Origin of the sequence: Pseudomonas sp. ICMP 10191 (assembly GCF_001467335.1) — a bacterium.
GTDB lineage: Bacteria > Pseudomonadota > Gammaproteobacteria > Pseudomonadales > Pseudomonadaceae > Aquipseudomonas > Aquipseudomonas cerasi.
Genome location: NZ_LKGW01000103.1, coordinates 87,935 through 110,272, shown reverse-complemented (window position 1 = coordinate 110,272; position 22,338 = coordinate 87,935). Strand labels below are relative to the sequence as shown.

Genomic DNA, 22,338 nt, shown 5'->3' with positions numbered 1-22,338 from the left:
CGTTGGTTACATCTTTGATTTCTCGCGGAGTAACTTGGGTTGCTGATAATCTGTTGACTTCAGTCTGACACCACAAGCACCCACACGAATTGCTTGATTCAGTTGTTAAAGAGCGGTGGGTTAAGACCTTTCGTTTATTTCAAGAAGTTTTCAAAGTTTCCTTTGCAACTTCAACCACTTGCGCTGCGATCAACTCTGGAGCTGCTCATCAGCGGGAGGCGAATTCTACAGCGTTACAACCGCGTGTCAAACTCTTTTTTCTCACCGCTGCCGATCAATTCAGACCCGACCTACTTCCTCGCTGACCCTTCACCCCAAAACCTTGCAAACTATTGATCTACAAGGCTTTTTCGTTTCCGTCTGCGCCGGAAGTGGGGCGAATTATGTGGGGCGAATTATAGACACCTCACAGAGGGCGTCAACCGTTAATTTCAAAATCGCCGAAATTAACCTTAAAGGCTCCCTGGCTATATAGAAGAGCTCTTCGCAAACGCTCTCTTCTATATAGCTACAGCACCCCTGCCTCGCGCAGCACAGTGATCTCTTCCTCACCAATCCCCAGCAGCGCCTGCAGCACTTGCGCCGTATGCTCTCCCAGCAAGGGCGGCGCCCTTGTGTATTCGACTGGCGTTTCGGACAGCCGAATAGGGCTGGCCACCTGCGGAACACGCCCGGCCAGCACATGAGGGAGCTCTATGGCCAAACCCCGCGCCACCACGTGCGGATCGGCGAACACCTGAGCCAGGTCATTGACCGGCCCGCAGGGCACACCAGCTGCCTCCAGCTCACTGACCCATTGCGCAGTGGTCTTGAACACCGTCACCTGGCGAATCAACGGAATCAGCTCGGCACGATGAGCCACTCGCAGCTTGTTGGTCAGGAAGCGCGGATCTTCCGCCCACTGCGGCTGCCCCGCCACAGCGGCAAACTTCCTGAACTGACTGTCATTGCCGACAGTAAGGATCAGGTCGCCATCGGCAGTGGGAAAATCCTGATAGGGCACGATGTTGGGATGAGCATTTCCCAAACGCTTGGGCGCTATTCCGGTAGTCAGGTAGTTCATGCCCTGATTGGCCAGACAGGCCACCTGTACATCCAGCAGCGCCATATCAATGTACTGGCCGATATCGCTTTGATCACGATGGGCCAGAGCGGCGAGAATGGCCGTCGTCGAATACAGACCCGTCAGGATGTCGGTCAATGCGACGCCGACCTTCACCGGCCCCGCAACCTCTTCACCATCGGGCAAGCCGGTAAGACTCATCAAGCCACCCAGCGCCTGAATCATGAAATCGTAACCCGGACGCCGCGCATACGGCCCGCTTTGCCCAAAGCCGGTAATGGAGCAATAGATCAGCCTCGGGTTGACCGCCTTCAGCGACTCGTAATCCAGCCCGTAAGCCGCCAGCCCGTCGACCTTGAAGTTTTCGATCACGATGTCGGACTTCGCCGCCAGCTCGCGCACCAGCCTTTGCCCTTCAGGGCGCGTGAAGTCGATAGTGACTGACTGTTTATTACGATTGGCGGACAGGTAATAGGCCGCCTCGGTAGTGTTCTGCCCCGCAGCATCCTGAAGGAACGGCGGCCCCCATGAGCGAGTGTCATCGCCGCCCCCTGGGCGCTCGACCTTGATCACATCGGCGCCAAGGTCAGCAAGGATCTGTCCGGCCCATGGCCCGGCCAGGACTCTCGACAGGTCGAGCACCCGGATATGCGAAAGCGCGCCCATGATCAGCCCTCCTCAATAGAAAGCCTGAATGCCGGTCTGCGCACGCCCCAGAATCAACGCATGCACGTCGTGCGTGCCTTCGTAGGTATTCACAACCTCCAGGTTGACCAGATGCCTGGCGATGCCGAACTCATCCGAGATGCCATTGCCGCCCAGCATGTCGCGAGCCATGCGCGCGATATCCAGCGACTTGCCGCACGAGTTGCGCTTCATGATCGAGGTGATCTCCACGGCAGCCGTACCTTCGTCCTTCATGCGCCCCAGACGCAGGCAACCCTGCAAGGCCAGAGTGATTTCGGTCTGCATGTCTGCCAGCTTCTTCTGGATCAGCTGATTGGCCGCCAACGGACGGCCGAATTGCTGGCGATCCAGGGTGTACTGCCGCGCGGTGTGCCAGCAGAACTCTGCAGCACCCAGCGCGCCCCAGGAAATGCCATACCGTGCCGAGTTGAGGCAGGTGAACGGCCCCTTCAGACCGCGCACGTCGGGGAAGATGTTCTCTTCGGGCACGAACACGTTATCCATGACGATCTCGCCGGTGATCGATGCGCGCAAACCGACCTTGCCGTGGATGGCCGGAGCGCTCAGGCCTGCCCAGCCTTTTTCGAGAACGAAACCGCGGATATCGCCGGCATCGTCCTTGGCCCACACTACGAATACATCAGCGATCGGGCTGTTGGTGATCCACATCTTGCTGCCGCTCAAGCGGTAACCACCCTCGACGCTCCGGGCGCGGGTGATCATCGCTCCAGGGTCGGACCCATGATCGGGCTCGGTCAGGCCGAAGCAACCGATCCATTCGCCAGAAGCCAGTTTGGGCAGGTACTTCTGTTTCTGGGCCTGCGTACCGAACTCGTTGATCGGCACCATGACCAGCGAGGACTGCACACTCATCATCGAACGGTAGCCCGAATCGATACGTTCGACTTCACGCGCGATCAGCCCATAACACACGTAATTCAGACCGCTCCCACCGAACTCTTCCGGGATGGTCGCCCCCAGCAACCCCACCTCGCCCATCTCGCGAAAGATGGCCGGGTCGGTTTTCTCGTGACGGAATGCTTCCAGCACGCGCGGGGCCAGCTTGCTCTGGGCGAACTGCTCGGCCGTGTCGCGGACCATGCGCTCTTCTTCGGTGAGCTGTTGATCCAGCAACAAGGGGTCAATCCAGTTAAAGCTTGCCTTACCGCTCATGCCAGTTCCTCGCGTTCAGATGAAATCCTGCAGTGATCCTAGTCCTGGCCCATGCCAGCGACAAACGAGGTTTTATCAAGCGTGTGTGCTAATTTCTCACTCCGAGACACATAAAGGCGCTCCAAAACAAAAATACCAGTGAGAAGAAAGTACATGAGACGCAAGATACCCAGCACGACCGCACTGGTCAGCTTCGAGGCAGCCGCCCGCCACGAGAGCTTCACCAAGGCCGCTCATGAGCTGTCCCTCACGCAAGGCGCCGTGTGTCGGCAAATCGGCGGGCTGGAAGAGTTTCTCGGCGTCGAGCTGTTCCGGCGTTCGCGCAGGGGCGTAAAGCTCACGGAAGCCGGGCTTTCCTATAGCCGTCGTGTTTCCCAGCAACTGGACGCGGTCGAGCGCGACACACTGTCGGTCATGGGCCAACAAGGCGCCAATGCCATCGAGCTCGCCGTGGTGCCGACCTTCGGCACTCAGTGGCTGCTGCCGCGCCTGAAGGACTTCCAGCACAAGCATCCCGACGTCACGGTCCACCTGACCAACCGCACCCGCCCATTCCTGTTTGCCGACACCGACTTCGATGCCGCCATCTATTTTGGCGATGCCGACTGGTCCGGCACCCAGTCGCATCGACTGATGAGCGAAAACTCCATGCCGGTCTGCAGCCCCTCTTTTCTTGAAGGTCGCGACAGTCTGGGAGCACGTGAACTGGCCGAACTGCCGCTGCTGCAACAGACCACCCGGCCCTACGCCTGGCGCCAATGGTTCAATGCGCAGGATCTGGATGTCGCGCGCGACATGACCGGTCCGCGCTACGAGCTGTTCTCGATGCTGGCGCAGGCGGCCATGCATGACATGGGCATTGCTCTGATTCCCCCCTTCCTCATTCAACGCGAACTGCAGAAAAAGCGTCTGGTGATCGCGAACACTCGGTCGCTGCCCGGCAGTAAGGCCTATCACCTGATGATTCCTGAGCGCAAAGTTGAATCGGCATCGCTGACTGCGTTTCGTGACTGGCTGATCGAACAGGCCCGGGCTTACCAGTTGCCCCAGGAAAAATCCGACCCATATCTCAGGTAGCCCATAGCTGTTGGCACCTACAGATATAAACTTATGTCGCCCTGAAGTAACTTCCAATCGCGCACAGAAAACGGGACATAACCCTTTATTTATAGGGTCTATAGGTCGATACGGCGCATTTATCGGATTTTCGGCAGAAAAACTTTTATCACCTGTTTTTCGTAAGGAATATCGTCGCAGCCCATACAAACAAAGGGCCCTGTCGAACAAGTGCGACAATAGGTCACAGTGTGACTTGTAGTTCACCTATAGTTTCGTTACAGAATGTATTGAAGCCTGCAAACTTCGCCTGCAAAATGCCCCGCCCCTGCTGCAAAGGGGTGTGCTGATTGGCCAAGCCAGACGCACCAGCCGTAGTGCACTGGCCTACATACGAACGATAAAAAATCGCGCAGGAGATTTGTCGTGCACATTGGCGTTCCTCTCGAAACACAAGCGGGCGAAACCCGGGTAGCTGCTACTCCGGAAACCATCAAAAAGCTGATCAGCCAGGGTCACCGGGTTACGGTGCAAAGCGGCGCAGGCCTTCATGCCAGCGTTCCAGACAGCACTTACGAGGCTGCTGGCGCGGTGATCGGTGACACGCACCAGACCTATGCGGCCGAACTGATTCTCAAGGTCGTCGCACCTGACGAAGAGGCGCTGAGCCTGATCAAAAGCGGCTCGGTGGTCATCGGCATGCTCAACCCCTTCAACAACGAACTGATCGGCAAGATGGCCGCACGTGGCATTACCGCGTTCGCCCTGGAAGCCGCGCCGCGCACATCGCGGGCGCAAAGCCTTGATGTGCTGTCTTCGCAAGCCAACATTGCGGGCTATAAGGCAGTACTGCTCGCCTCGCATCACTACCCGCGCTTCATGCCTATGCTGATGACCGCTGCCGGCACCGTCAAAGCTGCCCGGGTGCTGATCCTCGGCGCAGGCGTTGCCGGCCTGCAGGCCATTGCCACCGCCAAAAGACTTGGCGCCGTGGTAGAAGCTTCGGATGTGCGTCCGGCAGTGAAGGAGCAGATCGAGTCCCTGGGCGCGAAATTCATTGATGTGCCCTACGAGACCGACGAAGAGCGCGAATGCGCCGAAGGCGTTGGTGGCTACGCGCGCCCTATGCCGACCAGCTGGATGCAACGCCAGGCCGCTGCCGTGCATGAGCGCGCGAAACTGTCGGACATCGTCATCACGACCGCACTCATTCCCGGCCGCAAGGCCCCGGTGCTGCTCGGCGCAGAAACCGTGGCGCAGATGAAGCCCGGCTCGGTGGTGATTGACCTGGCCGCTGCACAAGGCGGCAACTGCCCGCTGACCGTTGCCGATCAAGTGGTTGTCGAGCACGGCGTGACCATCGTCGGCCACACCAACCTGCCCGCTCTGGTCGCTGCCGATGCATCGGCGCTCTACGCCCGCAACCTGCTGGACTTCATGAAGCTGCTGTTCGACAAGGACGGCACATTCTCGATCAACCTCGAAGACGACATCGTCGCCGCATGCCTGATGTGCCGCGACGGGCAAGTTGTCCGCAAGAACGGCTGAGGACACACCAATGGAAGAGCTGATTTCCCCCGGCGTCTACAACCTGATCATTTTCGTACTGGCGATTTATGTCGGCTACCACGTGGTCTGGAACGTCACGCCTGCGCTGCACACGCCACTCATGGCGGTCACCAATGCCATCTCTGCCATCGTTATCGTAGGTGCCATGCTAGCCGCCGCGCTCACGGTCACACCGCTGGGCAAGACCATGGGCACGCTGGCGGTCGCACTGGCAGCCGTGAACGTGTTTGGCGGGTTTCTGGTCACTCGGCGGATGCTGGAAATGTTCAGGAAAAAGGCCCCCAAGGCAAAGGATGAGGCGCCCAAGTCATGAGCATGAATCTGGTTACCCTGCTGTACCTGATCGCATCGATCTGCTTCATCCAGGCACTCAAAGGCTTGTCGCACCCGACCACCTCGCGCCGTGGCAACCTGTTCGGCATGCTTGGTATGGGCCTGGCGGTCATCACCACGATCGGCCTGGTCTTCAAGCTCGCGGCACTGTCTACCGCTGAAGGGACCAGCGCGGGGATCGGCTACATCGTAGTCGGCCTGCTGGTGGGCGGAACCGCTGGCTCGATCATGGCCAAGCGCGTCGAGATGACCAAAATGCCGGAGCTGGTGGCGTTCATGCACAGCATGATCGGCCTGGCCGCGGTGTTCATCGCTATCGCTGCAGTCGTCGAGCCTCAATCACTGGGCATCGTTCGCAATCTGGGCGATGCGATTCCGGCCGGCAACCGTCTGGAGCTGTTCCTCGGGGCAGCCATCGGTGCGATCACCTTCTCGGGTTCGGTCATCGCTTTCGGCAAACTCTCGGGCAAGTACAAATTTCGCCTCTTTCAAGGCGCACCGGTACAGTTTTCCGGCCAGCACATGCTCAATCTGGTCCTTGGCCTGGCCACGCTGTTCTTCGGCCTGACCTTCATGTTCACCGGCAGCCTCACTGCCTTTGCGATCATGCTGGCGCTGGCCTTCGTCATCGGTGTGTTGCTGATCATCCCGATTGGCGGGGCCGACATGCCGGTAGTGGTGTCGATGCTCAACAGCTATTCAGGCTGGGCAGCCGCCGGTATCGGCTTTTCGCTGAACAACTCGATGCTGATCATCGCGGGCTCGCTGGTGGGCTCCTCGGGCGCGATTCTCTCCTACATCATGTGCAAGGCGATGAACCGCTCGTTCTTCAACGTGATCGGCGGCGGCTTCGGCGGCGCAACGGACTCGGCAGGCCCGGCGGGTGCGAAGGAAGCACGCCCGGTGAAGTCCGGCTCGGCAGACGACGCAACCTTCTTGCTGACCAACGCCGACACGGTGATCATCGTGCCCGGTTACGGCCTGGCAGTGGCTCGCGCCCAGCACGCGCTCAAGGAACTGACCGAGAAGCTCGTACACCGCGGCGTCACCGTGAAGTACGCCATTCACCCGGTGGCCGGACGCATGCCCGGGCACATGAACGTGCTGCTGGCCGAAGCCGAAGTGCCTTACGACCAAGTGTTCGAGATGGACGACATCAACTCCGAATTCGGTCAGGCCGATGTGGTGCTGGTGCTCGGTGCCAACGACGTGGTCAACCCGGCCGCCAAGAACGATCCGAAATCCCCTATCGCCGGGATGCCCATCCTGGAGGCGTTCAAGGCCAAGACCATCATCGTCAACAAACGCTCGATGGCCAGTGGTTACGCAGGTCTGGATAACGAATTGTTCTACCTGGATAAAACCATGATGGTGTTCGGAGACGCCAAAAAGGTGATCGAGGACATGGTGAAGGCCGTCGAAAACGCCTAGCCTGACCCCGCTCCATTGAAGCCCCGGCTCGCTTGGCGACCGGGGCTTTTTACATTCCGCGTAACAGTGTTTTGCGCTGGAACCCGCTAATTAGAGCGGTCAAATGCGACCTTGGTAGCAGGACGAAGATCGGCCAAGGCTCTAGACTTGTCGTTCGCTTCTATCTACGAGACAGACCCATGTACCGTGACCGTATCCGCCGGCCCTCCCTGATGAGCAAGGTTATGAGCGCAGCCGACGCTGCCGCCTTGATTGAAGACGGCATGACCGTCGGCATGAGTGGCTTCACCCGTGCAGGCGAAGCCAAGGCTGTGCCCCACGCGCTGGCCGAGCGCGCCAAAGTGACGCCGCTGAAAATCAGCCTGATGACCGGCGCCAGTCTGGGCAATGACCTGGACAAGCAGCTGACCGAGTCAGGTGTACTGTCCCGGCGCATGCCCTTTCAGGTCGACAGCACGCTGCGCAAGGCGATCAACAACGGCACGGTGATGTTCATCGATCAGCATTTGTCCGACACCGTCGAGCTGCTGCGCAATCGACAGATCAAGGCGGTGGACCTGGCCGTGATCGAATGCGTGGCGATCACCGAAGAGGGCCATCTGGTGCTGAGCACCTCCGTGGGCAACTCGGCCAGCTTTGCCATCCTGGCCAAACAGGTCATCGTGGAAATCAACCTGTCCCAGCCACTCGAGCTTGAAGGTCTGCACGACATCTATATACCCAGCTACAGACCGACACGCCTGCCGATTCCAGTCCTGGAGTCAGATTCGCGTATCGGCAGCCACGCGGTGAAGATCGATCCGGCAAAAATAGTCGGCATTGTCATCAGCAACCAGCCTGACTCGCCCTCCACGGTAACGCCGCCTGACGCCGACACTCAGGCCATTGCCAATCATCTGGTGGAGTTCTTCAAGAAAGAAGTGCGCGAAGACCGGCTGACCGACAAGCTGATGCCATTGCAGGCCGGGATAGGCAACATTGCCAACGCCGTGATGCACGGCCTGCTGGCGTCTCCCTTCACGGACCTGACGATGTACTCCGAGGTGCTGCAGGACTCGACATTCGACCTGTTCGATGCAGGCAAACTGACCTTTGCCTCGGGCAGCTCCATGACCTTGTCGGCGGCCAAGCACGCTGAGGTCTTTGCCGACTTCAATCGCTACAAATCCAGGCTGGTACTGCGCCCGCAGGAAATCTCCAACCACCCCGAGGTGATCCGTCGCCTGGGTATCATCGGGATCAATACCGCGCTGGAGTTCGACCTGTACGGCAATGTGAACTCCACCCACATCTGCGGCACACGCATGATGAACGGCATTGGCGGTTCCGGGGACTTCTCGCGCAACGCACACCTGGCGATCTTCGTCACCAAATCGATCGCCAAAGGTGGCGCGATCTCCAGCGTCGTGCCCATGGTCAGCCATGTCGACCACACCGAACACGATGTCGACATCCTGGTCACCGAGCAGGGCCTGGCGGACCTGCGCGGTCTGGCGCCACGCGAACGCGCCAGAGTAATCATCGATAACTGCGTGCATCCGGATTATCGCGATGCGCTGAACACCTATTTCAGTGCCGCTTGCGCCGTGGGCGGGCATACCCCGCACATCCTGCGAGAAGCACTGAGTTGGCACATCAACCTGGAAGAAACCGGGCGCATGCTGCCAGCCTGAACAGGACAGTTGGAAGTGAGCAAGCGCTTTTCCGATTCACTTTCAGCTGGCACCCAAGGGCTTATCGAAAAACTGTACTGCTGTACCGGTCATAAAACTGCCTTGAAAGGTCAAAATCACCACAATCGAACACAAAATGCACCCATAAAGTGCAGACCGGTACAGTTGCCCCATTTATGAACAAAACAGTGTCCAATCACAGTTAACTGAACCCTCACAATACAGGTGAACTGTGTCTATGGAAGCTGGACGCACGCGAGGAAAATGGGTACCAGTCAAGCAACTCACTTATCCCGCCACAAGCGGAAGGAAGTCACACCATGGAACGTACAATCAGTTCCGATCTGTTCAGCGAAAGCACCGTTACCACCGCAAAAGCCTCTCTGCCTCTGCGCGTATTCGCCAACCTGATGCTCTGGCAGCGTCGCCTGTCCAGCCGCCACCAGCTGGCACGTCTGGATGCACGCCTGCTGGCTGATGCCGGTATCAGCGAATCCCAGCGTTACGAAGAGCTGAGCAAGCCGTTCTGGCGCTAAACATGCGCCCGCTGGTCTTTGACCTCTAGGTCTCCCACCAGCAACCCGAATTGCTTCATACAAAACCCGTCTCAGGCAACTGAGACGGGTTTTGTCGTTTCAGGGGCAGATTCAGAGCGCGCCGGCCAAACCAGTACAGATTTAACAAAATCAAAATACGGCAGGTACAGTCATCAAATATTGCAAACTGTGTAAGCCGAAACCGTCGACCTTCATGACAACTGCAGTATGGGTGGGATAGTCTAGCGCTCTACCTCAGCCCTTCGGCTTCGCAGGCAGTCTGTGCCCACTTTTCCACAACGGAACTCGATCATGTCTCTGCTACGTAACCTTGGCGCTGTCTTTCTGTTGACCGCCGCAGCCGGTGCAAACGCCTCCAGCTTCATCGTCACCACCGACGCAGTGGTCGATGCCGTCAATGCATCGACCCGCGCGACCTCCAACGTGTCCTCGTCCCTGAAAGACGACAAGATCGTTCTTGCCGCCCGTGACGACGCCGCCAGCTTCGTGGCCAGCTCCGGCGACATCCGCAGCGCCCGCCTTGAAGGCGCCTTGCAGCACATCCGCCAGGTCCTGCCTGAACTGCAAGCCAGCGACAGCCAGCTGGCTCAGGCCATTCTGGCCATCTGACCGCTGCGCCCCGGCTACGTGCCGGGGTAGCTCTGGCCCGCGCATTGCGCTAGCCTTGGAGCCTGTTTTGCCGGTTCGTGAAAGTCATGCGTTTAGTGCACCTTCTGTATATCGCTCCCTTTGCCAGCCTGATGTACGTCAGCCAGGTTCAAGCGTTCGATACGACCACGCAAGGCCTGGTCAAGACCGCCTATGCCACCAGTCAGGTCTCGACAGGACCGTTCGATAACAAACTGATCATGGCTGCCCGTGACGATGCGGCTGCATTCATCGCCAGCGACGGAGAAATGCGTGGCGCCCGGCTTGAGTCAGCGCTGCACGCCCTGCGTCAGGCAGATGCAAAACTTCATGCCAGCGACCTTGAACTGGCGCAGGCAATCCTCGTCCAATAGCCACTTTCCCCTCTTCGCGTAACTGGAGACGTCACTACATGCGTACCCCGCTGATTGCTGCTTCCCTTGGCCTGCTCTTGCTGGCCGACTTTGCCCAGGCCCAGACTGTTGTGGCCACGAGCAACATCATCGTTCGTGCGTTCGGCCGTACCATCGATTTCACCTCCGACACCACCACATCGATCCGCGACTCCAAGGTCGTTCTCCAGGCCAAGGACGATGCTGCCAGCTACGTTGCCACCGGTGGTGATATCCACGGTGCCCAACTGGATGCTGCGTTCGACACGCTGCGTAGCCGCGTGCCGGAAGCGCGTGATGCAAGCGATCAGACCCTGGCTGAAGCAATCCTCGCATTGTGAGGCGGTTTCGCGCCTGGCTGCTTGCTGGCGCGCTGTCGCTGGTCGGTACGCATGCCTTTGCCAGCCTGAAGCTGGAACTGCACACCGACGGCCTCGATGCGCCCCAACAACAAGCCAGCCAGGCGCTGCTCGACGAAGCCCTGCACGCATTACCGCCCAGCTTCGTCGACGCACTGGACCGCACCGTCGAGGTGAGCTGGTCCGCTGACATGCCGCAGAACGCCTACGGTCAGGCCGCCGGTCCCTATCAGCTGTACCTCAACAGCCACCTGCTGACGTCCTTGACGGACGGCTCGGCAGCCACCGCCCAGACGGGCCGGCCACACGGTACGGTGCGCCGGGAGTTGCTCGCTACTGTCCTGCACGAGCTGACCCACGTCTACGACCGCGCCCGCCTGTGGTCTCCCAGCGAGCGAGCGGCGATTTTTCGCTGCACATCACGTAGCAGTTCGCTGGGCAAGGTCGGTCTGCCTGACGACTGCCGCGGCCAGACCGAGCGACGCTTCACCCTGAGTGACGATCCACGCCTGCTGGACCTGGCGGGCTGGCAGCAATATGTCGGACGTCGTGGCGAACGCGAGGAACATAACGGCCAGGTCGCCCGCAGCCCGGACATCTACGAAACCACCAGCCCGCTGGAGTTCGTGGCGGTGAACATGGAGTACTTCCTCCTCGATCCGACCTACGCCTGCCGTCGCCCTGCCCTGTATGCCTATTACAAGGAGCGTTTTGGCTGGGCACCTGCAGCCCATAATGAATGCCCGACGTTTTACCCCTACCTGAATGCCGGCAGCGACTTCGGCCGAGAGCCACTGGGCAAGCTGGACCCAGAGCGGGTGTATGCGGTGGATTATCTGCTGGCCGAGGCGAACCAGAACTGGGCAAGCCGCTGGGGCCATAGCATGTTGCGCCTGGTGATTTGCAAACCCGGCCGCCCGCGTGGTCCGGATTGCCGACTGGACCTTGATCAGCACCTGGTGCTGTCGTACCGGGCGTTTGTCGGCGACGTGCAGCTGTCCAGCTGGGACGGCCTGATGGGGGCCTACCCGTCGCGCCTGTTCGTCCTGCCACTGGCGCAGGTCATCGATGAATACACCAAAACCGAGCTGCGCAGCCTGGCGTCGGTACCAATCAAGCTGTCGCGTCCGGAAATAGAAGGGCTCGTGCAGCACGCCGCCGAGATGCACTGGAGCTACGACGGCAACTACTACTTCCTCTCGAACAACTGCGCCGTTGAAAACCTGAAGCTGTTGCGCGCCGGTACGCACAACCCCAAGCTCGTCGGCCTGGACAGCATCTTGCCCAACGGTTTGCTTGAAGTCCTCGAAGGCCGCGGGCTGGCTGACACCAGTGTATTGGACGATCCCAAGGAAGCGCTGCGTCTGGGCTATCGGTTCGACTCCTACCGGGATCGCTATCAGGCGATGTTCGAAGTGCTGAAGAAGCACCTGCCGATCAAACAGAACACCGTGGAAGACTGGATGGCGCTGCCCGCCAGTGAGCGCAGCCAGTGGTTTGCTAAAGCCGATCTGCGTACCAGCGCTGCGATTCTGCTGCTGGAGCAGGCCAGCCTGCGCAGGCAACTGTTGTTGGCCCAGGACGAAGTGAAACAGAGCTATCTGGGTGCACGGGAGTTGAAAGACGGCAAGGTTTCCAACGCCACCAAAACGCTGCAGGAGATCCTCGCCAGCAGCGGGTTCCTCAGTCGGCCTGCCGAGCTGCTGGGCAGCGACGGGTACGGTTTGCCACAGGCAGGAGAATGGCAGCGTCTTGAAGCAGAAAGCAGTCAGCGCCAGAAGCAGCTCAAGCGCCTGACCGGTGATCTCGACAAGGAAGTGCGAGCCCTGCTGGAGCCTGAGCGCGCCAAAGAGATTGCCGCCAACGAAGCCAACCTCAAACAGGTGTCGGAGCACCTGAGGGCGTTGCACAAGGCTGCAGGCGGGCTGCAGCTGCCGTGATCAGGCTGCTTTCTTTTTCGGTTTGAGGTATTTGACCAGGCCCTGGAACCAGATCACCAGGGCCGGGTTGCCCTTGATCTGAATATCCTTGTCCTGAATGCCCTTCATGAACGCCAACTGCTTGTTCTTCGCCTGGAGAGTATCAAAGCCAAAGGCTGCATCACGAAACACGATGGCAAAGGCCGGCTCTGCAACCGTACCACTTGCACTGCGGATCCGTTGATCATGGACCACGAAGTGACGTGAAATCTTGCCATCTGCAGTCTGCAACTGAAAGGTCAGGTCCTTGCCAGCCAATTGCTGCTGGAACGCCGGATTGTTACGACTGGCGCGGGCCATCAGCAGGCCCAGCATCCACAACAGGAAACGAAATTTCATACACGGCCTCTGAACACGCGGGTTCCGACTCGGAATCGGCGTAGCAGTGTAGCGGGTTATCGGCGCAAAACCTGTAGGACAAAAATGGATTTCGAGGGAGATCGGCACAAAACAGCCCTCGAATATGAGGATGCTGCTCCGCGTGGGGAGCAGCATCACACTGACATCAACGAATGCTGTTGATGCTGCCTTTGTTACCCGTGACCTTTACATCGACCTTCTTGAAGATGAAGTAGTCTTTGACGCTGACTTCGTAGCGCGGCGCAACAATCAGGTCGGCACCGGAGGATTTAACCGCCTTGAAGGCAGCTGCCGCTTTGGTCGTCGAGACAGGATCAGGCAACGCCAGACCCAGGCCGCCACCACCAGCTGTGCCGCCGTAGGTCATGCCGTCGGCGAACTGATTATCGCCGCCGAAGCTCAGGAAATTGAACAGCACGTTGGTGGACGACTCGCCGCTGATGGTGCCGCCAACCTTGACGTCAGCCTTCAGGTCGGTTTTGACCGTGCCTTCCAGCGGCGCGCTTGGCTGGCTGACGTTGTAGCTCACACAACCGCTGGTTGTGGCGATCAGAGCCGCAACAGCAGCAAACTTCCATGGCTTTTTCATTCTGGATTTCCCAAGAGTAATTGAAGGGGTGCAGCAGGGGCGGCACTCTAAGGGAATCAGCAACAAGAAAAAGTCAGGCAAAGCTGGGGCTTTGGAAGGCAATTACACGCATTGGAGTAGGACAATTCTCACAGGGAGCGAGAGGCATCATCGGCGTCATACGGCAGAAACAAGAAACGGGCANCTGTGGGTCGTGCGCCTCCCGCCGAGGCGCACACCGGGGTATCAAGGGTTGACGCTGTCTTTCAGGGCTTTCCCCGGCTTGAAGGCAACCGTGTTGCTTGCCTTGATTTTGACCGGCTCCCCGGTCTGTGGGTTCTTGCCAGTGCGGGCGCCACGGTGGCGTTGCAGAAAAGTACCGAAACCTACCAGCGTGACACTGTCCTTGCGGTTCAGTGCGCCAGTAATCTCTTCAAGGATGGCATTGAGAACGCGATTGGATTGCTCTTTGGTGAGATCCGCCTTTTCAGCGATGGCGGCTGCAACTTCTGGTTTACGCATATGAAGCCTCTTTTACGGTTTTTTGTTTTTATGTCCCGCGCCGCTTTTGTAAAACAACGGCCACAAGGCGCCGCGACAGCTCTACGTAGCGGCAGACAAGACCGAGGATGGCATGCCGAACTGACCCGCGCCAGTGCATGAGCGCGGTTTATTGGCAGAAATACGGGGTCAATCCGACAAAATGACGAGAAATCACGCCAATAACGCGGGCAGCACCTTGTTGAGTGCGAGTTTTTCCATAACCGCAGCACCTGTCAGGGCATAGCCCAGCAGATGGCCGTCGGCGTCGTGACACAGCGCCTTGATATCAGCGCCCTGCCCTTCGACGCTCCAATGGCCATCGCTGCCACGCGGCGGCGGCGAAACCACCAGCGGGCAGGCTGGCGTCTTCACGGTGATCGGCATGGGCCCGTATTTGACTGAGGTCGGGTTTCCGGCCAGCGTCTGGGCCAAGGCACGAGCGCAGCTCATCAACGGCATCACGTAGAGCAGGTTGAGACCATCGACCTCAGCGCAATCACCCAGCGCGTGGATGTTGGCGTGGGAGGTTTGCAGCAGGCGGTCGACCAGAATGCCGCGCCCGGTCTGCAGGCCGGCAGCAGCGGCCAGCTCGATGCGAGGACGCAGGCCGATGGCTGAGACCACCAGATCGCAGTCAATCACCTGCCCGTCCGACAAGTGCGCTTGCAGGCCCTCGCCATTGCGATTCAGACGGGTCAGCACCGGCCCCAGATGGAAACGTGCACCCAGGCTTTCAAGGCCGGTTTTCACCGCAGCCGCCGCCTCAGGGGGCAACAGGGTCGGCATGACCTGTTCGCACGGCGCCACCAGATCCACTCCATAGCCGCCCAGGATCAGGTCGTTGGCGAATTCACAGCCAATGAGCCCTGCGCCGAGAATCAGCACCCGACGCTTGCCCGACGCAGCCGCACGGAAACGGGCGTAATCCTGAAGATCGTTGATCGGGAAAATTGCGTCGCCTGCATCGCCTTCCACCGGTACACGAATGGCTTCGGCGCCCCAGGCCAGCACCAGATCGCGGTAATACACCGCCTCTTCGCCGATCCACAGGCGTTTGTGCCCGGCATCGATCCCGCTGATGCGCGTGTGCGTGCGGATCTCGGCCTTGAGCTGATCGGCCATGGCGCCGGCTTCAGCCATGCTCAGGCCGTCGGCTTCCTTGTTTCTGCCAAAGCCGGTAGAGAGCATCGGCTTGGAGTAGGAACGGCCATCATCGGCCGTGATCAATAGCAGCGGCGTGTCTGCGTCCAGCTTGCGAAACTCCCGAGCAAGGTTATACCCCGCAAGGCCGGTGCCGATGATGACGACAGGTGCGCTCATTGTTCTTCCCTATTTCACTGTGCCTGGTGCTCGTTGTTGCCAGCCCTTGTCTGCAGGCAGCAATCAACCGATTTCGATCATTTCAAAGTCCATCTTGCCCACGCCGCAATCCGGGCACAGCCAGTCTTCCGGCACATCCTGCCAGAGGGTGCCGGGCGCAATTCCGTCATCCGGCCAGCCATCGGCTTCGTTATAGATCAGGCCACAGACGATGCATTGCCATTTCTTCATGTCAGGTTCTCTCGTTTATCAGGCTCAATAGCGTACGACGGTCGGTTGCCGTCTTCTGAAGGGGCGTTGTACTGATCGACAGGCGCGGATGCAAGTCTGATTCTATAACTCAGGCTCTACCGACCGTCGGTCGAAACCGGCAATCATGCTAAGCTCGCGGCCTCGTTGGCTGCCGGAACTGGCTTACCGTGACCCAGCAATCCCCCGCATTCATTGGCCCTGTCTGGTTTGAGCGCGAGCAATTGATCGACGTGCCGGACCCGGTAATGCTCGACTGGTTGTTCAATCAGGACTCCCTCACTCGCCGCTTGGACCGTTTGTCTGATGGTCGTTTCAGCGTATTTCCGCAGTTTGAAGGCTGGCAGCCGTTGCGCCCTGACGAGTGCCTGGCGCTGGGCCTGCCAGAGGCTGGCGAGGGCTGGGTGCGCGAGGTGTATTTGCGCGGCAACGGCAAACACTGGGTGTTCGCGCGCAGCGTCGCCGCCCATAGCGCCCTGCAGGATGGCGGCCTGAATATGGATGAGCTGGGCACTCGCTCTCTGGGTGAGTTGCTGTTCAGCGACCCGGCGTTCGTGCGCGGCACACTTGAGGTGTGTCATTACCCCGAGGCCTGGCTACCCGCTGCCGACGCAGCGCGCGGACTGTGGGCACGCCGCTCGCGATTCGATCGCGGCGCATTGAGCGTGCTGGTCGCCGAAGTTTTCCTGCCAGCCCTGTGCACTGCGATCCACGACAAGGACCACGCCTGATGTACCTGTCCCTCCTCAAATCCCTCAATCGTCTGAGCCCGCGCGCCTGGGACTTCATCCAGCTGACACGCATCGACAAGCCCATCGGCGTCTACCTGCTGCTGTGGCCGACCCTGTGGGCGGTCTGGATTGCAGGCAAGGGCGCGCCCTCGCTGCAGACCGTGTTCATTTTTGTGCTCGGCGTGTTTCTGATGCGGGCGGCAGGCTGTGTGATCAATGACTTCGCCGACCGCAAGGTGGACGGCCACGTCAAACGCACCGAGCAACGTCCGCTGGTCAGCGGCAAAGTCAGCTCCAGGGAAGCGCTGGTGCTGTTTGCGGTGCTGGTCGGCCTGAGCTTTGTGCTGGTGCTGTTTACCAACGCGACGACCATCTGGCTGTCGTTCGGCGGTCTCGCCCTGGCGGCCAGCTATCCGTTCATGAAGCGCTATACCTATTACCCGCAAGTGGTGCTGGGTGCTGCGTTCTCGTGGGGCATGCCGATGGCCTTCACCGCCGAAACCGGCGAGTTGCCCGCTGCAGCCTGGTTGCTGTACATCGCCAACCTGCTGTGGACGGTGGGCTACGACACCTACTACGCCATGGTCGATCGCGACGACGACCTGAAAATCGGCGTGAAATCCACGGCAGTACTGTTCGGCGATGCCGACCGGGTCATCATCCTGACCCTGCAAGGGCTGGCACTGGGCTGCCTGATACTGGCCGGTGCGCGCTTCGAACTGGGCGCGTGCTTCTACGTCGGTCTGCTGGCAGCGGCAGGCTGTTTCGCCTGGGAATTCTGGAGCACCCGTGAGCGCGGGCGAGACGCCTGCTTCAAGGCCTTCCTGCACAACCACTGGGCCGGGCTGGCGATATTCCTGGGCATCGTCGCCGACTACGCGGTGCGCGGATAACGGCCACTGCCAGCCTGCGCACGACGGAAATAAATTCATGATCGCGAGGCCTGCGGGCCCCCGCAGCCTGTCAGCGTGCTAGCCTCATTCAGACCTGTCACACGACTGCAATAATTCCGTTATCTAATGCGCCCCAAGACAGTTAAATGACAAGAGGTTCGAGCATGGCTGGCAGGAGCATCCTGATCGTTGACGACGAAGCGCCAATTCGCGAAATGATCGCCGTTGCGTTGGAAATGGCTGGATACGACTGTATTGAAGCCGAAAACTCTCAGCAGGCCCACGCGATCATCGTGGACCGCAAGCCTGACCTGATTCTGCTCGACTGGATGCTGCCTGGCACATCCGGCATCGAACTGGCCCGGCGCCTCAAGCGTGATGAACTGACCGGGGACATCCCGATCATCATGCTCACCGCCAAGGGTGAAGAGGACAACAAGATCCAGGGCCTGGAAGTGGGCGCCGACGATTACATCACCAAGCCTTTCTCGCCCCGCGAACTGGTGGCGCGCCTCAAAGCCGTGCTGCGTCGTGCCGGCCCGACTGACGGCGAAGCGCCCATCGAAGTCGGCGGCCTGCTGCTCGACCCGATCAGCCACCGTGTCACCATCGACGGCAAACCCGCCGAAATGGGCCCGACCGAATACCGTCTGCTGCAGTTCTTCATGACCCACCAGGAGCGCGCCTACACCCGCGGTCAGCTGCTGGATCAGGTATGGGGCGGCAACGTCTACGTCGAAGAACGCACCGTCGATGTTCACATCCGCCGCCTGCGCAAGGCCTTGGGGGATGCGTATGAAAATCTGGTACAAACCGTGCGCGGCACTGGCTATCGTTTCTCGACCAAGAGCTGACAACCGCTGCGTCGATGCAAGGCAATGGCCAGTGCAGACCAGACAAGGATTTACCCCTAATTGAATCAAAATTGGCACGGCACTCTGATACGCCACATGTTGTTGCTGGTCACCGCCTGCCTGTTGGTCGGTCTGATCAGTGGGCAGTATGCCTGGAGCCTGGCCGCCGGGCTGGGACTGTATCTGGCCTGGACCCTCAAGCAACTGTTACGCCTGCACGACTGGCTGAGCAGCCACAAGGCTGACGAGCCGCCTCCGGACGGTTATGGTCTGTGGGGCGAAGTCTTCGACAGCATCTACCACCTGCAACGTCGGGATCAGCGCGTCCGTGGCCGCCTTCAGGCCGTTATTGACCGCGTGCAGGAGTCCACCGCCGCGCTGCGTGATGCAGTGATCATGCTCGACAGCGACGGCAACCTGGAGTGGTGGAACCGTGCCGCTGAAACCCTGCTGGGCCTGAAGACGCCACAGGACAGCGGTCAACCCGTGACCAATCTGGTGCGGCATCCACGCTTCAAGGAATACTTTGCGCTGGGCGACTACAGCGAACCGCTGGAAATCCCGTCGCCAACCAACGATCGCCTGCGCATTCAGTTGCTGATCACCCGTTACGGCAACAACGAACACCTGATGCTGGTCCGCGATGTGACGCGCATCCATCAGTTGGAGCAGATGCGCAAGGACTTCGTCGCCAACGTGTCTCATGAGTTGCGGACACCGCTCACGGTGATCTTCGGCTATCTGGAAACGCTGCTCGACAACGTCGACGAGGTCAATCCGCGCTGGGTACGTGCGCTGCAACAGATGCATCAGCAAGGCGGGCGCATGCAGACGCTGCTCAATGACCTGCTGTTGCTGGCCAAGCTCGAGGCCACCGATTATCCGTCGGACAATCACCCGGTGGTCGTCAATACACTGCTCAAGACCATCACCGCCGATGCCAACGCGCTGTCGGGCAGCAAGAACCAGCAGATCCACCTCAGCCTGGAAAGCGACATGCGCCTCAAGGGCAGCGAAAGCGAGCTGCGCAGCGCGTTTTCCAACCTGATCTTCAATGCCGTGAAATACACACCGGCCGAGGGCGTGATCCGTATTCGCTGGTGGGCCGACGAACGGGGCGCGCACCTGAGCGTGCAGGATTCAGGGATCGGCATCGAGACCAAACACCTGCCGCGCCTGACCGAGCGCTTCTACCGGGTCGATACCAGCCGCGCGTCCAATACCGGCGGTACAGGGCTCGGTCTGGCCATCGTCAAACATGTGCTGCTGCGCCATCGCGGCAACCTTGAGATCAACAGTGTTCTCGGCAAGGGCAGTGTTTTTATCTGTCACTTTGCCAGCGCTCAGTTGTCCAAACCCGCGAGCGACGATTCAGACTACTAGGCAATCCTGCTTCGAGCCGCTACATTGCCGGGTTCATGGCGTCTTCTCTGACGTGACACGACCCTCTTCCTGATTAATACGGACCCTGCAAAACCCCATCATGGACCCTTCCCCTAGTTTTAACCTGTCTTCACTCTTCGCCGATTTCGGCATGATTCTTTTTGCTTTGTTCCTGGTCCTGCTCAACGGCTTTTTCGTTGCGGCAGAGTTCGCCATGGTCAAACTGCGCTCGACCAAGGTTGAAGCCATTGCCGACAAGAACGGCTGGCGCGGGCACATCCTGCGCAAGGTCCATGGCCAGCTGGACGCCTACCTTTCGGCCTGCCAGCTGGGTATCACCCTCGCCTCTCTGGGTCTGGGCTGGGTCGGTGAACCGGCCTTCGCGCACCTGCTGGAGCCGTTGCTCGCGGCGATGGGCGTGGACACGCCGGAATTGATCAAGGGCGTGTCGTTCTTTACCGCCTTCTTCATCATTTCCTATCTGCACATCGTGATCGGCGAGCTGGCCCCCAAATCCTGGGCGATCCGCAAGCCGGAGCTGCTGTCGCTGTGGACAGCGGCGCCGTTGTACTTCTTCTACTGGTTGATGTACCCGGCCATCTACCTGCTCAACGCCAGCGCCAACGCCATTCTGCGCATCGCTGGCCAGGGTGAGCCCGGCCCGCACCATGAACACAGCTACAGCCGCGACGAACTGAAACTGATCCTGCACTCCAGCCGTGGCCAGGACCCCAGCGATCAGGGCATGCGCGTGCTGGCGTCGGCAGTGGAAATGGGCGAGCTGGAAGTGGTCGACTGGGCCAACTCCCGCGAAGACATGGTGTCGCTGGACTTCAATGCGCCGCTCAAGGAAATCCTCGCCTTGTTCCGCCGTCACAAATTCAGCCGTTATCCGCTGTATGACGCTGAACGTGGCGAGTTCGTCGGCCTGTTGCACATCAAGGACCTGCTGCTGGAGCTGGCAGCGCTGGACCATATTCCGGAGTCGTTCAACCTCGCCGAGCTGACCCGCCCGCTGGAACGTGTTTCCCGGCACATGCCTTTGTCACAGTTGCTCGAGCAGTTCCGCAAGGGTGGCGCGCACTTCGCCGTAGTAGAAGAAGCCGACGGCAAGATCGTGGGCTACCTGACCATGGAAGACGTGCTCGAAGTACTGGTGGGCGACATCCAGGACGAACACCGCAAGGTTGAACGCGGCATTCTCGCCTATCAGCCCGGCAAACTGCTGGTACGGGGCGATACGCCATTGTTCAAGATCGAGCGCCTGCTGGGCGTCGACCTGGATCACATCGAAGCCGAGACGCTGGCCGGTCTGATCTACGACACGCTCAAGCGTGTGCCGGAAGAAGAGGAACAGCTGGAAGTCGAAGGCCTGCGCATCATCATCAAAAAGATGAAAGGCCCGAAAATCGTTCTGGCCAAGGTACTGAAGCTGGACTGACCCGATCAGCGCCGCCTGCCCAAGGGCGGACGCAGGGCGTGGAGCTATGAATAGCTCCCCCTCAATTCCCGCCGACGGCGAAGTTGGGCAGACTCTGTACCGGTGTGGCGAATTCGTAGGGGATCGAGACCAGTTCGTTGCCCGAGTTGCGCTGCACGACGAAGTGCAGGTGCGGGCCGGTGCTGTTGCCGGTGTTGCCCGAACGTGCCAGCGCTGTTCCAACACTCACCCGTTGACCTTCCCTGACACTCACCGAGCCGCGCATCAGGTGCAGGTAGACGCCCATGGTGCCGTCGTCGTGCAGAATGCGCACAAAGTTGCCTGACGCATTCGAGCCGCGCCCTGACTGGCTGTTTTCGATCTTCACCACCGTGCCGCCGCGCGCGGCGATGATCGGCGTGCCTTCCGGCATGGCGATGTCCATTGCATAGCGCCCTTTGACGCCGTAATGGCTGTATCGGCCATTCGGGCCCTGCGTCAGGCGGAACGGCCCGCCAATCCACGGCAGCGGGTATTTGTAGGCTTGCACCGAGCCCTTGGGATCACCCAGGGTTGATGTCAGCACCGAGGCGTAGTTCATCGGCTTGCTCCCCACCTTGGGGCTCAAGACCACCACGCGCTGGTTGCTGCGCGCAGGGATCGTGCGACGCAACGTTGCCGACGAGCCAGAGACCCCCAGCACGTTGGTCACACTGGAAAGCCTGAGTTCAACTTCGACCGGGGCGTACAGATCGTTGCGCACATACAGGCTGTGTACGCCCTTTTCACGCCTGACACTCAAGTGCACCTGGCCGTCGATACGCTCGACCATGCGGTCCCGAAACACCATGACCGATGCGCCGGGCGTCGGCCGGTCCGAAAAGGACACCACGCCATTGGCATCGGTGAATTTATAAATCGTGACAGCCCCGGCCGACTGCACAGTCAACGTCAGGGCAAACAGGATAAGCAGGCGTTCAAGCATCGGAGATGTTCGGGTTCAAGGGCACTGGGTGCCAAGCCTAGCAGCCTTGCAGGCAGAAGAGGACGCAAGGGTATCAATCGGACATGAATGAAGCGTCAAGGAAGGCGCGCCAGAGGCTCGGTACGCGGTGTCG

Annotated in this window: 23 protein-coding genes; 15 read left to right on the top strand and 8 right to left on the bottom strand. The window is 59.7% G+C overall.

All coding sequences use genetic code 11. From position 1 onward, the window contains the following. Positions 1 to 508: 508 nt before the first annotated feature. Positions 509 to 1,732, bottom strand: coding sequence for a CaiB/BaiF CoA transferase family protein (locus AO388_RS11050; protein WP_177343131.1), 1,224 nt, complete (start codon positions 1,730 to 1,732; stop codon positions 509 to 511). A gap of 9 nt (positions 1,733 to 1,741) precedes the next feature. Further along, positions 1,742 to 2,923 (bottom strand): acyl-CoA dehydrogenase, encoded by a 1,182-nt coding sequence (locus AO388_RS11045; RefSeq protein WP_003368026.1) that lies wholly within the window; start codon positions 2,921 to 2,923, stop codon positions 1,742 to 1,744. Positions 2,924 to 3,076: 153 nt separating this feature from the next. Between AO388_RS11045 and AO388_RS11040 the strand changes: the two genes are divergently transcribed. From AO388_RS11040 to AO388_RS10995, 10 genes are all read left to right on the top strand, one after another. Continuing rightward, on the top strand, positions 3,077 to 4,000 hold the full coding sequence (locus AO388_RS11040) for a LysR family transcriptional regulator (RefSeq protein ID WP_058416453.1): 924 nt from the start codon (positions 3,077 to 3,079) through the stop codon (positions 3,998 to 4,000). Between the two features lie 405 nt (positions 4,001 to 4,405). After that, on the top strand, positions 4,406 to 5,527 hold the full coding sequence (locus tag AO388_RS11035; protein WP_058416452.1) for a Re/Si-specific NAD(P)(+) transhydrogenase subunit alpha: 1,122 nt from the start codon (positions 4,406 to 4,408) through the stop codon (positions 5,525 to 5,527). A gap of 10 nt (positions 5,528 to 5,537) precedes the next feature. Continuing rightward, entirely contained in the window at positions 5,538 to 5,861 is a 324-nt protein-coding gene (locus AO388_RS11030; protein ID WP_002555867.1) for an NAD(P) transhydrogenase subunit alpha, read from the top strand. After that, on the top strand, positions 5,858 to 7,312 hold the full coding sequence (locus AO388_RS11025; RefSeq protein WP_058416451.1) for an NAD(P)(+) transhydrogenase (Re/Si-specific) subunit beta: 1,455 nt from the start codon (positions 5,858 to 5,860) through the stop codon (positions 7,310 to 7,312). Before AO388_RS11030 ends, AO388_RS11025 begins: the two co-directional genes overlap by 4 nt. Before the next feature lie 179 nt (positions 7,313 to 7,491). Further along, positions 7,492 to 8,985 carry an acetyl-CoA hydrolase/transferase family protein gene (locus tag AO388_RS11020; RefSeq protein WP_058416450.1) on the top strand — a complete coding sequence of 498 codons (1,494 nt, stop codon included), beginning with the start codon at positions 7,492 to 7,494 and terminating at the stop codon, positions 8,983 to 8,985. Positions 8,986 to 9,305: 320 nt separating this feature from the next. Further along, complete coding sequence (locus AO388_RS11015; protein ID WP_002555870.1) at positions 9,306 to 9,521, top strand: DUF1127 domain-containing protein; 216 nt, start codon at positions 9,306 to 9,308, stop codon at positions 9,519 to 9,521. 312 nt (positions 9,522 to 9,833) lie between these two features. Next, positions 9,834 to 10,151 carry a DUF2388 domain-containing protein gene (locus tag AO388_RS11010; protein WP_003368015.1) on the top strand — a complete coding sequence of 106 codons (318 nt, stop codon included), beginning with the start codon at positions 9,834 to 9,836 and terminating at the stop codon, positions 10,149 to 10,151. An 86-nt stretch (positions 10,152 to 10,237) separates the two neighbouring features. Next, positions 10,238 to 10,543: a DUF2388 domain-containing protein gene (locus tag AO388_RS11005; RefSeq protein WP_003368014.1), complete on the top strand. Its 306-nt coding sequence runs from the start codon at positions 10,238 to 10,240 to the stop codon at positions 10,541 to 10,543. Between the two features lie 38 nt (positions 10,544 to 10,581). Next, positions 10,582 to 10,902, top strand: coding sequence for a DUF2388 domain-containing protein (locus AO388_RS11000; protein ID WP_003368012.1), 321 nt, complete (start codon positions 10,582 to 10,584; stop codon positions 10,900 to 10,902). Next, positions 10,899 to 12,860: a DUF7844 domain-containing protein gene (locus AO388_RS10995; protein ID WP_058416449.1), complete on the top strand. Its 1,962-nt coding sequence runs from the start codon at positions 10,899 to 10,901 to the stop codon at positions 12,858 to 12,860. Before AO388_RS11000 ends, AO388_RS10995 begins: the two co-directional genes overlap by 4 nt. Here AO388_RS10995 and AO388_RS10990 read toward each other — a convergent pair whose 3' ends face one another. The 5 genes from AO388_RS10990 to AO388_RS10970 form a co-directional block, all read right to left on the bottom strand. Next, positions 12,861 to 13,238 carry an SCP2 sterol-binding domain-containing protein gene (locus AO388_RS10990; protein ID WP_003368006.1) on the bottom strand — a complete coding sequence of 126 codons (378 nt, stop codon included), beginning with the start codon at positions 13,236 to 13,238 and terminating at the stop codon, positions 12,861 to 12,863. Positions 13,239 to 13,404: 166 nt separating this feature from the next. Further along, positions 13,405 to 13,848 (bottom strand): hypothetical protein, encoded by a 444-nt coding sequence (locus AO388_RS10985; RefSeq protein ID WP_003368004.1) that lies wholly within the window; start codon positions 13,846 to 13,848, stop codon positions 13,405 to 13,407. A 225-nt stretch (positions 13,849 to 14,073) separates the two neighbouring features. Continuing rightward, on the bottom strand, positions 14,074 to 14,349 hold the full coding sequence (locus tag AO388_RS10980; protein ID WP_003316110.1) for an HU family DNA-binding protein: 276 nt from the start codon (positions 14,347 to 14,349) through the stop codon (positions 14,074 to 14,076). Between the two features lie 192 nt (positions 14,350 to 14,541). Continuing rightward, a complete protein-coding gene (locus tag AO388_RS10975) occupies positions 14,542 to 15,690 on the bottom strand; it encodes an NAD(P)/FAD-dependent oxidoreductase (RefSeq protein ID WP_058416448.1) in 1,149 nt (382 codons plus the stop codon). A gap of 63 nt (positions 15,691 to 15,753) precedes the next feature. Then, the gene (locus AO388_RS10970) at positions 15,754 to 15,921 is read right to left on the bottom strand and encodes a rubredoxin (protein ID WP_002555879.1); all 168 of its coding nucleotides are present in this window, start codon (positions 15,919 to 15,921) and stop codon (positions 15,754 to 15,756) included. A 188-nt stretch (positions 15,922 to 16,109) separates the two neighbouring features. Here AO388_RS10970 and AO388_RS10965 point away from each other — a divergent pair, with 188 nt between their 5' ends. From AO388_RS10965 to AO388_RS10945, 5 genes are all read left to right on the top strand, one after another. Then, positions 16,110 to 16,670, top strand: coding sequence for a chorismate--pyruvate lyase family protein (locus tag AO388_RS10965; RefSeq protein WP_003432840.1), 561 nt, complete (start codon positions 16,110 to 16,112; stop codon positions 16,668 to 16,670). Next, entirely contained in the window at positions 16,670 to 17,563 is an 894-nt protein-coding gene (ubiA, locus tag AO388_RS10960) for a 4-hydroxybenzoate octaprenyltransferase (protein WP_003367996.1), read from the top strand. Before AO388_RS10965 ends, ubiA begins: the two co-directional genes overlap by 1 nt. Before the next feature lie 164 nt (positions 17,564 to 17,727). Then, positions 17,728 to 18,417, top strand: coding sequence for a phosphate regulon transcriptional regulator PhoB (gene phoB / locus AO388_RS10955; RefSeq protein ID WP_002555882.1), 690 nt, complete (start codon positions 17,728 to 17,730; stop codon positions 18,415 to 18,417). 60 nt (positions 18,418 to 18,477) lie between these two features. Then, entirely contained in the window at positions 18,478 to 19,800 is a 1,323-nt protein-coding gene (phoR, locus tag AO388_RS10950) for a phosphate regulon sensor histidine kinase PhoR (RefSeq protein WP_003432839.1), read from the top strand. 100 nt (positions 19,801 to 19,900) lie between these two features. Further along, positions 19,901 to 21,241: a hemolysin family protein gene (locus AO388_RS10945; RefSeq protein ID WP_003367992.1), complete on the top strand. Its 1,341-nt coding sequence runs from the start codon at positions 19,901 to 19,903 to the stop codon at positions 21,239 to 21,241. A gap of 61 nt (positions 21,242 to 21,302) precedes the next feature. Here AO388_RS10945 and AO388_RS10940 read toward each other — a convergent pair whose 3' ends face one another. Next, on the bottom strand, positions 21,303 to 22,205 hold the full coding sequence (locus AO388_RS10940) for a peptidoglycan DD-metalloendopeptidase family protein (RefSeq protein WP_003367990.1): 903 nt from the start codon (positions 22,203 to 22,205) through the stop codon (positions 21,303 to 21,305). Positions 22,206 to 22,338: the final 133 nt, after the last annotated feature.

Excerpts from the sequence above, each read along its gene's own strand:
- AO388_RS10980 (WP_003316110.1), bottom strand. The coding sequence starts at position 14,349 with ATGCGTAAACCAGAAGTTGCAGCCGCCATCGCTGAAAAGGCGGATCTC.
- AO388_RS10990 (WP_003368006.1), bottom strand. The coding sequence starts at position 13,238 with ATGAAATTTCGTTTCCTGTTGTGGATGCTGGGCCTGCTGATGGCCCGC.
- AO388_RS10975 (WP_058416448.1), bottom strand. The coding sequence starts at position 15,690 with ATGAGCGCACCTGTCGTCATCATCGGCACCGGCCTTGCGGGGTATAAC.
- AO388_RS11005 (WP_003368014.1), top strand. The coding sequence starts at position 10,238 with ATGCGTTTAGTGCACCTTCTGTATATCGCTCCCTTTGCCAGCCTGATG.
- AO388_RS11020 (WP_058416450.1), top strand. The coding sequence starts at position 7,492 with ATGTACCGTGACCGTATCCGCCGGCCCTCCCTGATGAGCAAGGTTATG.
- AO388_RS11045 (WP_003368026.1), bottom strand. The coding sequence starts at position 2,923 with ATGAGCGGTAAGGCAAGCTTTAACTGGATTGACCCCTTGTTGCTGGAT.
- AO388_RS11000 (WP_003368012.1), top strand. The coding sequence starts at position 10,582 with ATGCGTACCCCGCTGATTGCTGCTTCCCTTGGCCTGCTCTTGCTGGCC.
- AO388_RS11025 (WP_058416451.1), top strand. The coding sequence starts at position 5,858 with ATGAGCATGAATCTGGTTACCCTGCTGTACCTGATCGCATCGATCTGC.
- ubiA (WP_003367996.1), top strand. The coding sequence starts at position 16,670 with ATGTACCTGTCCCTCCTCAAATCCCTCAATCGTCTGAGCCCGCGCGCC.
- AO388_RS10970 (WP_002555879.1), bottom strand. The coding sequence starts at position 15,921 with ATGAAGAAATGGCAATGCATCGTCTGTGGCCTGATCTATAACGAAGCC.
- phoB (WP_002555882.1), top strand. The coding sequence starts at position 17,728 with ATGGCTGGCAGGAGCATCCTGATCGTTGACGACGAAGCGCCAATTCGC.
- AO388_RS11040 (WP_058416453.1), top strand. The coding sequence starts at position 3,077 with ATGAGACGCAAGATACCCAGCACGACCGCACTGGTCAGCTTCGAGGCA.
- AO388_RS10945 (WP_003367992.1), top strand. The coding sequence starts at position 19,901 with ATGGACCCTTCCCCTAGTTTTAACCTGTCTTCACTCTTCGCCGATTTC.
- AO388_RS11015 (WP_002555870.1), top strand. The coding sequence starts at position 9,306 with ATGGAACGTACAATCAGTTCCGATCTGTTCAGCGAAAGCACCGTTACC.
- AO388_RS11030 (WP_002555867.1), top strand. The coding sequence starts at position 5,538 with ATGGAAGAGCTGATTTCCCCCGGCGTCTACAACCTGATCATTTTCGTA.
- AO388_RS10985 (WP_003368004.1), bottom strand. The coding sequence starts at position 13,848 with ATGAAAAAGCCATGGAAGTTTGCTGCTGTTGCGGCTCTGATCGCCACA.
- AO388_RS11010 (WP_003368015.1), top strand. The coding sequence starts at position 9,834 with ATGTCTCTGCTACGTAACCTTGGCGCTGTCTTTCTGTTGACCGCCGCA.
- AO388_RS10940 (WP_003367990.1), bottom strand. The coding sequence starts at position 22,205 with ATGCTTGAACGCCTGCTTATCCTGTTTGCCCTGACGTTGACTGTGCAG.